Consider the following 16,381-nt stretch of genomic DNA (forward strand, 5'->3'; position numbering starts at 1 on the left):
TTCACAATGGGTTTACTCACCCTGCATACTTATTTACTCGCGAAACGGAAAAAATTCTCTAACAGCGGAACATAATTACTTTCTATTGTTATATTGTCCCTTTAGAATATATTCTCTATGTCATCAGCAGAAACTAGGATGTGCGCCTTCCAAGCCGCATGAGCGCGAAGAATGAGACTTCCTAAAGGATGAAGGAGCTGAAAGCGACCATCCTGGAAGGCTCATGCGTAGCGTGCGGCCAGCGCCCATCCGTTTAGAAGACATTTTATTAATCACTTACTCACTCAGGAACGTTAAATACAAGCGGACCTGATTCAAATACCCGCATAATTCACTAGATACTGGCGGTCACAATGGATTTACTCACTCTGCAAACTTATTTACTCGCGAAACGGAAAAAATCCCCATAAATTAGCGAAGAATGATTAATTTCTAATGATTTGTCGTTTTAGTATATCTTCTCTAATGTCATCAGCAGAAACTAGGATGTGCGCCTTCCAAGCCGCATGAGCGCGAAGAATGAGACTTCCTAAAGGATGAAGGAGCTGAAAGCAATCATCCTAGAAGGCTCATGCTTAGCGTGTGGCTAGCGCACATCCGTTTAGAAAATATTTCATAAGCTTACTTTTCACTACATAGTCACAATTGCAACTCTTTTAATTCGTATTTTAGGCAACGGATAACATATAATAAGGGCAGAGAAATATATCGTTCCAAGTAGGAGGTATTATATGAAAAAGAAAATAATTGCGCTAGTAGTTATTGCTGCTCTAATAGCAATAGCCACAATATCGTTTGTTAGAGGTAATATCGATGAACAAGAAGCATTTGCAGGGGAGCAGTTGGGCACAGATTTGGCAAACAATCCTGCCAACGAAGGTTTAGGTCAAGGGAATGTGGCACCTAACTTTACACTTACGACATTAGCTGGCGAGGAAGTTACGCTCTCAGATTATAAAGGGAAGAAAATTGTTTTAAATTTGTGGGCAACTTGGTGTGGACCATGTAAAGCAGAAATGCCACATATGCAAAACTATTACGAAGATATGGCAGAGAAAGAAAATGTAGAAATTTTAGCTGTCAATTTGACAAGTAGCGATGTTGGAATCGATAAAGTGAAAGCCTTCCAAGATGATTATGCACTTAGCTTTCCTATACTTTTAGATGAAGATGGAGTAGTTGGAGAAACCTATCAAGCGATTACAATACCAACGACGTATATGATCGATACGACAGGGACCATCCAAAATAAGATTGTTGGTCCAATGGATGAGCAAATGTTAGCAGACTATATAAGTAATTTAAAATAAGAATCGATTTTTGGGGCAAGTATTAAACTCCTCTTTTCACACATATATTAGTGGAAAAGTAGGAGGTTGAACTTGCGCAAAAGTCGATTTTTTCTTTATGGATTGCTAGTCGTTGTTGTTTTAGGTATCGGGTATATGTGGTTGATGAAACCATCAGCTACAGAACAAAAAGATGTAAGCAATAGTCAAGTCATTGATGAAGCGTTTCAATTGATCAAAAAAGAAGCAGTATTCTCCAAAAATGACAGTCTGCTCGTTGAAGGAGCCATTCGTGGTATGGCTGAGGCATTAGAGGATCCGCATAGTACGTATTTAACTATGGAAGAAGCAGCGAATCAAGAAGCATCACTAGCAGAGGAAAGGGTTGGAATTGGAGCGGAGATTATGCTTTCGGCAGGAAAGTTTGTCGTAGTAGCACCTTTAAAAGATTCACCTGCTTTTAAAGCTGGCTTAAAGCCTCAGGATGAAATCGTTCGAGTAAATGAAGAAAGAGTAGAAGGAAAGTCAATGACGCAGTTAATGCAGTTATTAAGCGGTAAAAAAGGTACTAGTATCAAAATGACTGTATATCGGTCTAGTGAGAATCGCCATGTCGAATTACATATGAAACGGGACACGATTGCGATGCATACGGTTTCCAGTGATGTTTATGAAGTAGATGATTATTCACTAGGCATTGTCAATATTTCATTATTTGGAGAGAAGACTGGAGAAGAATGGGAGAAACAAACGAAAGCTTTAGTAGAACGAGGAATAGATGGACTTGTAATTGATGTTCGAGGAAATCCGGGTGGCTATTTATATAGTGTTTCGACAATAATCGGTACTTTACTACCGAATGGTTCCACTTTTGCTTATATGCAAGATGCCAAAGGGGTTTTGGAAATGCTAAATACTGAAAAAAAAGACAATCAGTATTTAAACAAGCTCCCGGTGGTGTTGCTACAAAATGGCGGTAGTGCTTCAGCAAGTGAAGTATTAGCTGGGGCTTTAAAGGATAATAAGCGTGCAATGATTGTTGGCGAAAAAAGTTTTGGTAAGGGGACAGTGCAAGAAACACACCCACTTCAAAATGGAGGGAAGCTTAAAATCTCCACTCATAAATGGCTTACTCCGAAACAAGAGTGGATCCATCACAAAGGAATTCAAGCAGATTTACAGGTCGAGCCAGATGAATTATATATGATGGATATAAAATACTATCAAGGGAATTTTCATGTGGGAGACTTCGGGGAGGAAGTAAAGTATGTTCAACAAGTATTAGGGGCAATTGGTTATAATATCAGTCGTCAGGATGGATATTTTGATGAAGATACACAGGATGCTATTGAAAAGTATCGACAAGAGAGAAGCCTAGACGAGTATAACGAGATTGATGATGTATTATTTCAGTCATTATCAAAAACTATTCTAGATTATAAAACTAGTAGAGAAAACGATAAACAGTTCCAAATGGGAGTAAGTTATTTACTTCACGATATCAAATAACAAAGTATATACGAAAATCCTATACGCAAAGCCCTCTACGTTTGTTACAATAATAGGAAGTATAGTTGTAAGTGAGGGGATGCGTATGGTGCAAGAAGTATTAATCGAATTGGTTAAAGGAATTGGACGTTTTTTCCTCCATCCAGCAGTATATGTTACGCTTCTCTTCTCGATATTAATCGGATACGTTCGCGTTAAAAGAGAAAGAAGACAATTTCGCACGAGGCTACTATGGGGATGGACCGAGGCAAAAGGGTTCTTGCTAGATGGTATCATTTGGGCACTTATTTTATCAGTTATTAGCGTAGCTATCGGATTAGTTATTCCTAATTCATGGCTATTGATATATAGCATGTGGATGCTATTATTTATACTATTGTTTACGTATCAGTTTGGTTCTGCTATTTATACAATTGCATTAGGTACGGCAACTGCCTATGCTATGTATACATTTAACTGGAGTTTAGACGTATTTACTTGGACTGTTTCTGGACTCGATGTTCTTCAGGCAGGAATTGTGCCAGTTGCTATAATTGCTGGATTGTTACTCATTGTAGAGGGCGTCCTTATTCAAAAGCATGGGTCAGCTCAAGCTTCACCAAAACTGGTTACTACTCATAGAGGTATCGAAGCGATTGTATATCATGTGAAAAAATTATGGTTATTACCTATACTACTGGTGATTCCGGGGGATGTTATTCCTACGTATTTACCTTATTGGCCACAGTTTACACTAGGAGAAACTGCTTTTTCTTTCGTTGTATTTCCATTTGTAATTGGTTTCCAACAAAAATCTCAACATTCTCTACCGATTCATTTTTTTGCTGGGTACGGTAAAATTGTTTGGCAACTAGGAATTGTTATTACAATAATTGCAGCGATCGGTTATTTTGAGCCATTAGTAAGTGCAATTGCTATACTAATAGGTGTCATCGCGAGATTGCTAATAACTATTATAAAATACCAACAAGAAAAAACAGGGAACTATGCTGTATCGCCACAATCGAATGGTGTTATGATTGCAGGTGTGCTTTCTGGATCTCCTGCCGAGAAAATGGGTCTTTTAATAGGAGAACGTATTGTTAAAGTGAACGGACAGAAAGTTGAAAACGAACAGGAATTATATGAAGCAGTTCAAATAAATGCTGCTCATTGTCGCCTAGAAGTGCTGGATTCAAACGGAGAATTACGTCTTCGTCAGCACATACTATTTAGACATGATCATTATCGACTAGGTCTAATCTTAGTTAGATAGGAGAAGCTATGGAATCACTATCAATCACAACTCAAATAATATTGGCTATTTTTGCTCCGGGATTAATGGTCGTGTTATTTACACGTATCACTTTCAATCATTATGTTGCGCTAGTATTAACCGTAGCATTATTCGCAGCATCGGTCTACGCAGGCTATACACATAGATGGTGGATTTATGTGATTGACGCTGCATCCCTTACATTAGGATTTTGGTATAGTACCAATATGAAAACTAGTAATAATAAAGAAAATCCGCCTCTGTAAAGAGAGCGGATTTTTTGTTCTAAAAACTATGTACAAACAAACGGATTAAAATATCAAGCTATATACGGCTAAAACTCCAATTGTTCCAAGAACTACAATCATCACATTTGAAAATAGAAAAGCTAAACTAAACGCTACGGCCGCTCCTATTAAACCAAATAAAAGATTGTCTTGTTGGACGTATAAAATAGCTGGGAATATTAAAGCTCCTAATACTGCATAAGGAATATTACGCAATACCCCCGATACGACTGGAGGCAATTCTTTCCCTTCTAAAAAGGTAAGAGGAAATGCCCTTGGAATATATGTCACCAGTGCCATTCCAAGCAAAGTCCACCAATACCACATCCCCATTTTGTTAAGCCCCTTTCGGTAAGTTTTTCCCTCTTTTTGCATAAATGATTTCAATTAAAATAGAAGATACCAATGTAGCAACTAAGATGGACCAACCAGTTGATAATAGCCCGGTCCAATAAAAGAAACCGTTAATTACGGCAGCTACAAGCGCAAGCATTACCACTTTACGATTTCCACGCATGGATGGAACAAGCAATCCAACAAACATCGCATACAAAGCAATGGACATTGCTGCTTGTAAAAATGCAGGGAGATTTGCGCCAATGACATGTCCAACTGCGGTAAATATAACCCAGCTGCTATATGCAATTACAGCTACGCCAAAAGCAAAGGGGGTAGCTATTTTACTTTCTTTTTGTGTAGCTAATACTGAAAAACTCTCATCTGTAATGCCAAAAGCATAAATCCCTTTGACCCATCTTTTTTCACTTTGCATCTTTTCATTCAGTGCAGCCGTCATTAAGAAGTGACGAATATTAACGACAAATGTATTTAAAACGATTAAAATAGGGTCAACCCCTTTTGAAATAAGTGTGAGGGACATATATTGAGCCGCTCCTGCATAAACAAAAATACTCATCGCGGTTGCTTCCCAAATAGAAAGTCCGGTCGTTTTTGCTAGCAAGCCAAATGTCAGTGCAACTGGAAAGTAGCCGATCGCTATACTGACTCCAGCTTTCAAACCCGAAAAAAACGAATTTTTATTCACAAAATGTTCACCACCTAAATGTATAATCATCAAATTATACTATAATTAGAGAGTTTTATGTACAGCAAAAATGGGAATAGTATAAATATACATATTTGGAGGAGAGCCAAATGCCGGAATGGTTTTCATTAGAAACTTTAACTAACTTAACACATGATTATCGAGCACTTGGACCGCTAATTGGTATCTTATTACCTTTTTTGGAAGCCTTTCTTCCATTTTTACCTTTAGTCGTTTTCATAGTAGCAAACGTCAATGCCTATGGATTATTGTTTGGATTTTTAATATCCTGGATAGGGTCTGTAGCTGGTTCCTATGCAGTATTCCTAGTCATCCGAAAATATGGACGAGCTCGCGCATTAGGTTTTATTACAAGACATATTAAAATTCAAAAATTAATAAAATGGGTAGAGCGAAATGGATTTGGACCACTCTTTTTACTCGTTTGTTTTCCATTTACACCTTCTGCTCTAGTTAATATTGTTGCAGGTCTTTCAGATATGAAGAAAAACACATATTTCTGGACACTGGCATTAGGTAAACTCATTATGATTTTCGTTGTTAGTTTTATTGGATCTGACATCAAAGCATTAATCACTCAACCAATTAGAACCGCTATTGTTATTTTTGTCATTGCAATCCTATGGTTTGTAGGTAAGGCAATTGAAAAGAGATTAAATAAAAAAGTAGAGGCTGATTTTAGATTGATCAGCAGCGAACGAAAAAACAAAAGAGGAGAAAGTCTTGAATAATGTGAAAAAAGAAATATGGGAATGGTTGGCAGCACTTGTAATAGGTATTTTAATCGTGACACTTGTCAAAGCATTCCTTGTGACAAATTATGAAGTAGCGGGCCAGTCAATGATGCCCACATTAAACGATAAAGATAAGGTAATAGTTAGTAAAATGACAGAAGTTAAACGCATGGATATTGTGATCTTCCATGGTGATCAGCAAGAAGATTATGTAAAACGTGTAATTGGTCTGCCAGGTGATACGATTACCTATGAGAATGATGAGTTGTTTATAAACAATAATAAAGTAAAAGAACCTTATTTGCAGTCTTATAGTGCTTTCAATAATCCAAATGAGAACTTTACAGGTGATTTTGAATTAGAGGAACTAACAGGAAGTCAAAGGGTTCCGTCTGGAAAGTTATTTGTTCTAGGCGATAATCGTATTTCTAGCATGGATAGTCGATATTTCTATTTTGTAGATACTGAAGAAATTGTTGGTACGGTAAAAGCACGCTACTGGCCAATATCACAAGCTACATCCCAATTTTATTCCGAATAATTTCCCTCTCTGTAGTATGTTTTGTACAATAGAGATAGGAGATTATTCGGTTTTTTAATATTCCACAAAATATTGAATAACTCTAGCATTCACAAAAATTATATTCAGCATACTAAGCAAATTAATAGATTGTTCCTAGAAGGATATGGGCTTTACGCTACATATGAACCTTCAGGAAGTCGTTAAAGCTCCTTCATCCAGGATTATTTATCCGTCCTGAGAGAAAATGAGTACCGAGAGCAAGTAACGAATAGCAAGTGCGAGTAACCGGTAAAAAGATTGAGATTCCATCATTATTTTAGAACCTATAAGATATTAACTCACTAGAAAGGAGATTGAAATCCAATGTCGCTACGAATAGTCAGTGGCCGATCAGGCTCTGGAAAAACAACTTTTATCCACGAAGAAATAATCACAGCTCTACAAAAAGCTCCTATAGGAGACCCAATATTCTACATAGTACCTGACCAGATGTCCTTTTCCAGTGAATATGACCTTGCAGCCGAATCCGGACTACCTGGGCTAATTAGAGCACAAGTAACGACATTTAAACGACTAGCATGGCGCGTTCTCCAAGAAACAGGAGGAATAGCTAAAGAAGAAATAAGTGGCTTCGGTTACCGAATGCTCATTCGTAGCCTACTTGAAAACCACAAAGACGAATTTACACTATTTAAACGAGCAGCAACCAAAAGAGGATTCACCGATCAAATTGAAGTGCTACTAAAAGAGTTTAGTAGATACTGTATGGATTATTCCACAATGGCAAATGCCCTAAACAATTTAGAAAATGTAAATGCACCCAAAACACTTATTGATAAATCCTCTGATATCATGCTGATGCTTGAAAAGGTAGAGCAAAAATTAGGCGTTAGCTACATTGACGGAGAAGGATACTTAACCTTATTAGCAAATAAAATAAAAGACTCTAACCTCCTTGCAAATACAGATTTATATATAGATGGGTTTACTTCATTTACGCCGAGAGAATTAGAGATTATCGAGCAATTAATGAAACAAGTAAAACGTATTACCGTTGCCCTTCCTATGGAATCATTACAGGATGCAGTAGATGAACAATCTCTTTTTTATCAGCCTGCTAATACATGTGCAAGATTATTAGAAATAGCGCAGATGGAAAAGGTGGAAATTGAAGAGACTGTACATCAATCTGAACAGAAACGATTTAGGTCACCAGAAATTGCTCATATAGAGGCAAATCTTGATAAGCTTCCTCCTTTGCAAGCAAAATCAGCAGGAAATATTCACATAACGGAAGCTGCCAATCGTCGTGCGGAGATGCATGCTATAGCAAGACACATACGTGAGCTCATGCAACAAAAAAGTATTCGGTTTAACGAAATGGCTATTTTGCATAGAGATGCTGATACATACGAAGGTTTAATCGAGACTATTTTTCCACAGTATGATATACCGTTTTTCATAAGTAAAAAGAAACCGATGTTACATCACCCGCTCATTGAACTTAGTCGAACTATTCTTGAGATAATCCGAACAGACTGGAAGTATGAACCAGTTTTTCGTGCAGTGAAGACGGATTTGTTTTTCCCATTAGATGCTTCTAAAAAAACTTGGAGAGAGCGTGCCGATCGTTTAGAAAATTTTGTGTTGGCATTCGGAATTTATGGAGATAGATGGCTAGATGAGAGACGCTGGGTTTATAAAAAATATCGAGGCTTAGAGTTTTATTCCAAAGTCCAAACAGATGAAGAGAAGAGTATTCAAGCTGATATGCATACAATGAGAGATTTAATCGTCAAACCAATAAAACTTCTTTCCGATCAGCTGAAACAAAGTAGAACTGGTAAGGATTTTGCAATAGCTATTTATACATTTATAGAGGCACTTAACGTATATGAAAAGTTACAAAGCTTAAAGCAAGCGGAAGAAGAAAATGGCCAATTGCTTCTAGCTTCCGAACATGAACAAGTGTGGAACGAATGGGTAAATGTAATAGACCAATTTGTCTTGATGTTTGGTGAAAAGGAAATGTCCTTGGAGGAAGTAGCGAAAATTTTAGACGAGGGTTACGACCAACTTGCTTTTTCGGGCATTCCGCCGACGATTGATCAAGTAATAGTTGGAAATGTAGATATTATTCGGCTCACAAATATTAAAGCAGCATTTGTAGTAGGTGTTAACGATGGAGCATATCCAAAACGGATGGACCATGAAGGGTTATTAACAGATACTGAGCGTGAATGGTTCACGCAAATTGGCTTTGAACTAGCACCTACATCGAAAATGCGTTTAATGGATGAAAACTATTTAATATACAAAGCACTCGTAACCGCATCTCATTTCCTATACGTATCGTATCCGATGGCAGATAACGAAGGGAAAGCACTGTTGCCTTCCTTGTATATAAAAAAACTTCATCAGATGGTAAGCGACTTACCGGTCGAAATAGCTGTTGTGGATCCAAGTGATATGCTCTCGGATGAATTAGACTTAACTTCCATTAGTCATCCACGCCCTACATTACCTTATGTGGTTATGCAACTTCGAGGAGCACTAGCAACAGGTAAGTTAACTGAAGTGTGGCAGTCCGTTTATCAATATTATTTAGAGGATCCATATTGGTCCAAATTATTGAAGAGAATTACAAAGCCATTAATCCATGGCAATAAAACCGAAAGATTAAATGAAGAAATGACTGCTGCTTTATACGGAGAAACAATGATTTCTAGTGTGTCTCGGGTAGAGAAATACTATAGTTGTCCGTTTGCGCATTATGCATCCTATGGCCTAAAGTTAGAAGAACGTGCGGAGTATAGATTAGAAGCACCACAAATGGGAGACTTATTCCATGCGGCGTTAAAATGGATTGCGGATGAAACGAAGCGTATAGATATACAATGGTCTGATTTAACCCGCCCGCAATGCCACCAGCTTGCTAGACAAGCGGTCGATTATATTGTGCCTGTTTTTGTCCACCAATTGTTATTAAGTACAAACCGCTATCGATACATTCAACGAAAATTGGAACAAATCGTTGCTAATACGTTAATCGCTTTAAGTAGACATTCTAAAGGATCGGGCTTTGTCCCGATAGCTATAGAAGCAGGGTTTGGTCCTGGAGAGGTATTACCAGCTTTAGAAATTCCACTGAAGCGGAACCGGAAAATGCAATTGCGCGGTCGAATTGACCGTGTTGATGCAGCTAATATTAACGGCAATATGTTTGTTCGGATTGTCGATTATAAATCTTCTAAAAAAGGGATTGATTTGAATGAGGTATACCATGGTATTTCTCTTCAAATGTTAACTTATTTAGATGTCGCTGTTGAAAATGCTGATGTGTGGCTACATGAAGATGCTGATCCAGCAGGAGTTTTATATGTGCATATGCATAATCCATTTATCCAATCACAAAAAGAAATGGAAGAGGAAGAACTTGAGGATGCTATTTATAAATCATATAAAATGAATGGCCTTCTACTTGATGATCCAGAAGTAATTATGGAAATGGACGATCAGATCTCAGGATTTTCAAAGGTTATTCCCGTACGCATGAACAAAGACGGTAACTTATCGAGATCATCGTCCAAAGTAGTAGAACCGGAGCAAATGAGATTACTGCAGTCCTTTGTTCGTAAAAAGCATGAACAAGCCGGAAACGGGATGAATGCTGGCGATACTCGAGTATTACCCTATCGAATAAAAGATAAAATGCCATGTAATTATTGCTCGTTCCGTAGTGTTTGCCAATTTGATCCCGCGGATCCCGCACAACAAGTACGTGCATTGAAAGTGGAGCAGCCTGAAATAATAGCTGAAAAAATACGTGAGGAGATGAGTCCACATGAACATTCCTAATATGCCAGCAGAGTTAACATGGACACCTGCACAATGGAAGGCTATCTGGGCAACAGGTGCTGATGTACTTGTATCCGCTGCTGCAGGCTCGGGAAAAACCGCTGTTCTCATCGACCGACTCATACAAAAAGTCATTGCAAAAGAACAGCCGATCAATGTCGATGAGTTATTGGTTGTTACTTTTACTAATGCTTCGGCAGCAGAAATGCGTCATCGTATGGGAGAGGCCCTTGAAAAGGCTATTGCAAATGATCCAACATCGAATCACTTACGAAAGCAACTAAGTCTATTAAACAAAGCCCAAATTTCTACATTGCATTCATTTTGTTTAAATATTGTTCGACAATACGCTTATATGCTTACGATAGATCCAGGATTCCGTATTGCAAATGAAACAGAAGCTGCTATTATGCGTGACGATATGTTAGCAGAAGTGCTAGAAGAAGCTTATCATGTCGACAATCCAGAGCCTATGTATCGATTATCGGACAGTTTCACATCCGATCGTGATGATCAATCCATCGAAGTGATGATTGAAAAGCTCTATTCTTATTCACGCGTTCATCCCGAGCCAGAGAAATGGTTACTGGCAATTCCTGAAGCATATAATCTTTCGGAAGACATGACGATTGATGAGTTATCATTTATTGGCTCATTGAAACTTGCGATCATACATCATTTAGAAGAGGCAATCGCCGTAACTGAAGAGATTCGTCGACTTGCAAACGAACCAAATGGGCCAGCACCTCTTGCAGATACTGCGGTAATCGACCAGCAAATGATTCAAGAGGCAGTAGACTTGATGAAGAATAGCTCTTGGCAAAGTGTTTTTCATTATTTCCAGGGCATTAAATGGGGAAGAGCGGCAGCGATAAAAAAAGACTCTTGCGATGAAGGGTTGAAAAACCAAGCGACTAACAAACGTACGAAAGTGAAGAAAATCATCAATGACTTAAAGGATAATTATTTCACTCGAACACCTGAAAGATTGTTAGAGGAAATGCGTTTAATGGCCCCACAGCTGCAAAAACTAGTGGAATTGACTATAGCATATGGGGAACGTTATACCACAGCTAAAAATGAAAAAGGTCTAGTCGACTTTTCAGACTTGGAACATTACGCATTAGATATTCTATCGGAGCAGGGTGAAAATGGTGAACTCATTCCTTCCGAAATAGCGAAGGAATATAAGGCTCGTTTTAAAGAAGTGCTTGTGGATGAATATCAGGATACAAATTTACTACAAGAAACCATTTTACAATTTGTGAAAAGTGGAGATGAAAATACTGGTAATATGTTCATGGTAGGGGATGTAAAGCAATCCATTTATCGTTTCCGTTTAGCGGAGCCAATGCTATTTTTAGGGAAATATCTCGCTTTCAACGATCTTCCAATCGATTCTGGTATCAAAATCGATTTAAATGCCAATTTCCGTAGTAGAAAAGAAGTATTGCATGCAACGAACTATATTTTCAGTCAAATAATGGGTGAACAAGTTGGGGAAATCCAATACGATGAAGCAGCTTCGTTAAAAGCTGGAGCACCATATGAAGAAATCGAAACTCCTGTTGAACTGGCACTGTTATATGAAGTGGAAGACGGTAGTGCTGAACCAAATGAAGATGACGAAGAAACAATCGAAGTAATGGCAGAAGAAGAACTTAAAAAGTCACAAGCTGAAGCACGGTATATTATTTCAAAAATAGACGAACTGATTCAATCCGAAGCAACTGTCTACGATCCATGGAAAAAAACTCATCGCCCCGTCCGGTATAGCGATATGGTCATATTAATGCGGTCGATGACATGGTCAGGAGAGGTTACAGAGCAATTTAAAGAAGCGGGTATTCCACTATATGCAGAACTTTCGAAAGGATATTTTGAAGCAATTGAAGTGCTGATCATGCTACATACGTTGCGTACAATAGATAATCCTTATCAAGATATATCACTTGCATCTGTTCTTAGGTCGCCGTTTGTTGGTCTTACAGAATCTGAGCTTGCACTTATCCGATTATCTGCTCCAAAAGAGCCTTTCTACGATGCGATGAAAACCTTTGTGTCTACCGGAGGAGCTGGACTATCGTCTGATACTGCTGAGAAGCTACAAAGATTTTTACTTCAATATGAAGATTGGCGCGATTTAAGTAGGAGAGGCTCACTTGCCGATTTAATATGGCAGATTTACCTAGATACGCATTACTATGAAATAGTAGGTGCGATGCCAAATGGTAAGCAAAGACAAGCAAACCTTCGTATTCTACACGACCGTGCAATCGATTATGAGAAAACTTCTTTTCGTGGGCTGTTCCGCTTTTTACGTTTTATCGATCGTATGCGTAAACGAGGGGATGACTTAGGGGCTGCACGTTCTATAGGAGAAAAGGAAAATGTTGTTCGTTTAATGACTATTCATTCTTCTAAAGGATTGGAATTTCCAGTTGTGTTCTTAGCGGGAATGGGTAGACCCTTTAACCAAATGGATTTTAATGAAGCTTATTTATTTGACCAATCTTTTGGACTTGCAGTAAAAGCAATTGATCCTGACAAGCGAATTTCTTACACTTCATTGCCATTTTTGTCTATGAAGGAACAAAAGCAAATGGAATTGAAAGCTGAGGAAATGCGAGTTTTATATGTAGCAATGACACGTGCGAAAGAGCAATTATTCCTCATTGGGTCTATAAAAGATTTAGCAAAAACGTTAGAAAAATGGGTCGATGCCCAAAATGTTTTGAGTGAAGAAATGTTACCGGGTTATATGCGTGCGAAAGCAAAAGGGTATTTAGACTGGATTGGTCCAGCTTTAGCAAGACATACAAATTTCAGGCAGCTATCGGAAGTAAATGAAGCAAATCTCGTAGATAGCGAATCAAAATGGAAGATTGTTGCTAAATGTGTAGATGATTTAAAGCACGCTGTACAAGAGGAAGAAAAAGAGGCTGTTTTACTTGAGCAGCTAATAGATCCATCAAAAAGTATCTATTCACAGGAAATTAAGGTCCGTTTTGATACACCATATGTCCATGAAATTTCTACTCATAAACGTTCAAAGCAAACAGTTAGTGAGATGAAGAAAATTCAGCAGCTTATGGAACAATCGGACGATGACTATTTTAAAATGTCTGGGCCTACTAGTCTAAATAAGGTTGCGAAGCGTCCTTTCTTCCTTCAGCAGGAAACAGCTTTGACAGGTGCAGAAGCAGGTACTGCGGTCCATGCATTTATGCAAAATGTCGATCTTCAGGAACAAAAAAATGAAGAGCAGGTTCTCCTTTTTGCAGAAAGGCTGGAAGAACGTGAAATTTTAACTAAAGCTGAACGAGCTGCTATAAAACCTAAGCAAATGGTTTCCTTCTTCCAGTCTGAAATGGCAGAACGTCTACGAAATGCGAAAGAAATTATGCGAGAATTTCCTTTTACGTATGCATTAGAGGACGCAGATGGAGATAAACAGATTATCCAAGGGGTCGTAGATTGCTTGTTTTTGGAAGAGGATGGTCGTTGGGTTTTATTGGACTATAAAACAGATAAAGTAAAGCATTTAGTTAAGGACGACTCCATATTACAAAAAGAGATGCAACAACGTTATCAGCTGCAATTGTCTCTTTATACACAGGCAATTGAGGCAATATTACAAGTAGAGATAAAAGAAAAAGTACTATACTTATTTGACGTAAATAGAACAGTGTCATTTTAGGGGGAAAAAGCTTGTCTATTAAACCAACAGGAGTCAATGAACGAATTATTTCGATAGATGTCATGAGAGGTTTTGCTCTACTCGGCATATTTGTCGTTAATATGCTATTTTTCCACTCTCCATATATTTATATAAATCCGTATACTTGGTTTCAAAACCCAAGTGATTTTGAAACGTTTAAAATGATTGACATTTTTGTACAAGGAAGTGTATATCCACTGTTTTCCATGTTATTTGGTTACGGTTTGGCTATGCAATTTCTGAAGTCTACGGCTAACGGCGGTCCATTTGCCAAATTTGCCGTTCGACGATTGACTATATTGTTAATAATCGGATGTATTCATGCGTTTCTTATTTGGGCCGGTGATATTTTGATAACTTATGCCCTAGCAGGATTTGTATTAATACTGATGATTAGATTAAAGCCAATTTGGTTACTACTCATTAGTATCTTCTTATTCTTAATACCAAATGGATTACTTTATGGTTTATTATATTTAGGATCTTTGTTAGAGCCAAATGCCACTATTATTTATACTGGCATTCAGGAAATTGAAGCATCTATTGTTGCATATGGCCAAGGATCATGGGGCGATATTTTCTCTCAACGATTAGCAGACTGGTTATATATGAGTGGAAATGGACTCATCGTCATTTCGATGCTATTTACTATCGTTCCCTTCCTACTACTAGGTGCAGCAGCAGCAAAATGGAAGCTTATCGAAAGAGCAAGAGAATTAAAAGTATATTGGATGATTACAGTGTTAGTAATGTTAATAGTCGGTACTGTTATTAAATGGCTTCCATATTTACTAGAAGCAAACTTATTTACTATGGGTATCCAAGATACTTTTGGAGGACCACTTCAAGCAATAGCCTACGCAGGTATAATTGCATTAGTTTGCTCGATTCCTTTCGCAGCAAAAATACTTTCACCAATTTCAAAGGTTGGTAGAATGTCGATGACGACCTATTTAATGCAATCTATTATTGCGACTACTATTTTTTATGCTTATGGATTCGGATTATACGGGAAAATCGATTTAAGCACAGGAACGTGGATGGCTATAGGGATTTATGCTTTTCAAGTAGTCTTTGCAGAGATTTGGTTTACGAAATTTAAGCAAGGTCCGGTAGAAATGTTATGGAGAAAACTGACTTATTTGAATAATTAGTCGAAAATAGATGAAAATGAAGTTAATTTGTAATAGACTAAGAGATAGATTAAAACTTTTAAGGGAGTGTCCATCAAATGAAACTGTTATCATACCGTTTAAACGATAAAATTTACTTCGGACCAAAAGTAAAAAAAGAAGAGGCAGTATGGGATGTATTACACATTCAGGAGACGCTCCAAGTATTACCCAAATTTCCCACTACGATTATAGATGGAGTAGGTTTAGGGATGGATTTTCTCGAACAAATCCGTAAATTAGTAGAAGCGGCATCAAAGGCTGAACAGCCAAATAACTTCAAACGTTCCTTTACAGAAATAGAGTGGCTTTCACCAATTCCAAGAACACCAAAAAATATTATGGCAATTGGTAAAAACTATGCAGATCATGCAAAAGAAATGGGTGGAACGGCAAGTCAATTTGTTGTATTTACGAAATCTCCCACTTCCATTGCAGCAGATGAGCAAACTCTATCATTACACGCAGATATTACAAATTCCTTCGATTACGAAGGCGAGCTAGCTATTGTAATCGGTAAACAAGGAAAAAATATTCCAGAAAAATTAGCTTATGATTATATATTCGGTTACACAATTGCCAATGACTTAACTGCGCGTGATCTACAAACGAAGCATCAGCAATATTTCTTAGGGAAAAGTCTTGAAGGGTCATGTCCTATGGGGCCTTATGTAGTAACGAAGGATGAGTTACCAAATCCACAGGAGCTAGTTGTTGTGACTAAGGTAAATGATGAGATTCGTCAAAATGGTAAAACTTCCGATATGGTGTTTTCAGTGGAACAAATTATTGCCGAGATTTCTAAGTCTGTTACCCTCGAGCCAGGTGATGTTATATTAACTGGAACACCGGCTGGGGTCGGCAAGGGATTTAATCCACCACGTTACTTAAAATCAGGAGATGTAGTAAAAATATCTATTGAAGGAATAGGTACATTAGTGAACAAATTCGAGTAACATGGTACACT

12 protein-coding genes are annotated in these 16,381 nt (G+C 37.9%); 10 read left to right on the forward strand and 2 right to left on the reverse strand.

All coding sequences use genetic code 11. The annotated features are described in order from the left end of the window. The first annotated feature begins 731 nt into the window (after window positions 1–731). The 4 genes from MHI40_RS04770 to MHI40_RS04785 all read left to right on the forward strand — a co-directional run bounded on the left by MHI40_RS04770 (window position 732) and on the right by MHI40_RS04785 (window position 4,319). Entirely contained in the window at window positions 732–1,310 is a 579-nt protein-coding gene (locus MHI40_RS04770) for a peroxiredoxin family protein (RefSeq protein WP_340761747.1), read from the forward strand. A gap of 72 nt (window positions 1,311–1,382) precedes the next feature. Further along, window positions 1,383–2,798: a S41 family peptidase gene (locus MHI40_RS04775; RefSeq protein ID WP_093537320.1), complete on the forward strand. Its 1,416-nt coding sequence runs from the start codon at window positions 1,383–1,385 to the stop codon at window positions 2,796–2,798. 85 nt (window positions 2,799–2,883) lie between these two features. Continuing rightward, window positions 2,884–4,053: a PDZ domain-containing protein gene (locus MHI40_RS04780; protein ID WP_340761748.1), complete on the forward strand. Its 1,170-nt coding sequence runs from the start codon at window positions 2,884–2,886 to the stop codon at window positions 4,051–4,053. An 8-nt stretch (window positions 4,054–4,061) separates the two neighbouring features. After that, on the forward strand, window positions 4,062–4,319 hold the full coding sequence (locus MHI40_RS04785) for a CsbA family protein (RefSeq protein ID WP_093537322.1): 258 nt from the start codon (window positions 4,062–4,064) through the stop codon (window positions 4,317–4,319). A gap of 45 nt (window positions 4,320–4,364) precedes the next feature. Here the strand turns inward: MHI40_RS04785 and MHI40_RS04790 are convergent, their stop codons facing one another. Then, window positions 4,365–4,673, reverse strand: coding sequence for an AzlD domain-containing protein (locus tag MHI40_RS04790; protein ID WP_093537323.1), 309 nt, complete (start codon window positions 4,671–4,673; stop codon window positions 4,365–4,367). A gap of 4 nt (window positions 4,674–4,677) precedes the next feature. Then, window positions 4,678–5,385, reverse strand: a complete 708-nt coding sequence (locus tag MHI40_RS04795; RefSeq protein ID WP_340761749.1) for an AzlC family ABC transporter permease — start codon at window positions 5,383–5,385, stop codon at window positions 4,678–4,680. 110 nt (window positions 5,386–5,495) lie between these two features. Between MHI40_RS04795 and MHI40_RS04800 the strand changes: the two genes are divergently transcribed. The 6 genes from MHI40_RS04800 (at window position 5,496) to MHI40_RS04825 (ending at window position 16,370) form a co-directional block, all read left to right on the forward strand. Then, window positions 5,496–6,137 (forward strand): TVP38/TMEM64 family protein, encoded by a 642-nt coding sequence (locus MHI40_RS04800; protein ID WP_340761750.1) that lies wholly within the window; start codon window positions 5,496–5,498, stop codon window positions 6,135–6,137. Between the two features lies 1 nt (window position 6,138). Continuing rightward, the gene (lepB, locus tag MHI40_RS04805) at window positions 6,139–6,681 is read left to right on the forward strand and encodes a signal peptidase I (RefSeq protein ID WP_340764390.1); all 543 of its coding nucleotides are present in this window, start codon (window positions 6,139–6,141) and stop codon (window positions 6,679–6,681) included. A 345-nt stretch (window positions 6,682–7,026) separates the two neighbouring features. Further along, complete coding sequence (gene addB / locus MHI40_RS04810) at window positions 7,027–10,521, forward strand: helicase-exonuclease AddAB subunit AddB (protein ID WP_340761751.1); 3,495 nt, start codon at window positions 7,027–7,029, stop codon at window positions 10,519–10,521. Further along, a complete protein-coding gene (gene addA, locus MHI40_RS04815) occupies window positions 10,508–14,221 on the forward strand; it encodes a helicase-exonuclease AddAB subunit AddA (RefSeq protein ID WP_340761752.1) in 3,714 nt (1,237 codons plus the stop codon). Before addB ends, addA begins: the two co-directional genes overlap by 14 nt. Before the next feature lie 11 nt (window positions 14,222–14,232). Next, window positions 14,233–15,396 carry a DUF418 domain-containing protein gene (locus tag MHI40_RS04820; RefSeq protein ID WP_340761753.1) on the forward strand — a complete coding sequence of 388 codons (1,164 nt, stop codon included), beginning with the start codon at window positions 14,233–14,235 and terminating at the stop codon, window positions 15,394–15,396. Window positions 15,397–15,473: 77 nt separating this feature from the next. Further along, window positions 15,474–16,370, forward strand: coding sequence for a fumarylacetoacetate hydrolase family protein (locus MHI40_RS04825; RefSeq protein ID WP_093537329.1), 897 nt, complete (start codon window positions 15,474–15,476; stop codon window positions 16,368–16,370). The last annotated feature ends 11 nt before the right edge of the window (window positions 16,371–16,381 follow it).

It is taken from the genome of Psychrobacillus sp. FSL H8-0510, from assembly GCF_038008345.1.
Taxonomy (GTDB): domain Bacteria; phylum Bacillota; class Bacilli; order Bacillales_A; family Planococcaceae; genus Psychrobacillus; species Psychrobacillus psychrotolerans.

Excerpts from the sequence above, each read along its gene's own strand:
- MHI40_RS04770 (WP_340761747.1), top strand. The coding sequence starts at position 732 with ATGAAAAAGAAAATAATTGCGCTAGTAGTTATTGCTGCTCTAATAGCA.
- MHI40_RS04780 (WP_340761748.1), top strand. The coding sequence starts at position 2,884 with ATGGTGCAAGAAGTATTAATCGAATTGGTTAAAGGAATTGGACGTTTT.
- MHI40_RS04785 (WP_093537322.1), top strand. The coding sequence starts at position 4,062 with ATGGAATCACTATCAATCACAACTCAAATAATATTGGCTATTTTTGCT.
- MHI40_RS04790 (WP_093537323.1), bottom strand. The coding sequence starts at position 4,673 with ATGGGGATGTGGTATTGGTGGACTTTGCTTGGAATGGCACTGGTGACA.
- MHI40_RS04800 (WP_340761750.1), top strand. The coding sequence starts at position 5,496 with ATGCCGGAATGGTTTTCATTAGAAACTTTAACTAACTTAACACATGAT.
- addB (WP_340761751.1), top strand. The coding sequence starts at position 7,027 with ATGTCGCTACGAATAGTCAGTGGCCGATCAGGCTCTGGAAAAACAACT.
- addA (WP_340761752.1), top strand. The coding sequence starts at position 10,508 with ATGAACATTCCTAATATGCCAGCAGAGTTAACATGGACACCTGCACAA.
- MHI40_RS04825 (WP_093537329.1), top strand. The coding sequence starts at position 15,474 with ATGAAACTGTTATCATACCGTTTAAACGATAAAATTTACTTCGGACCA.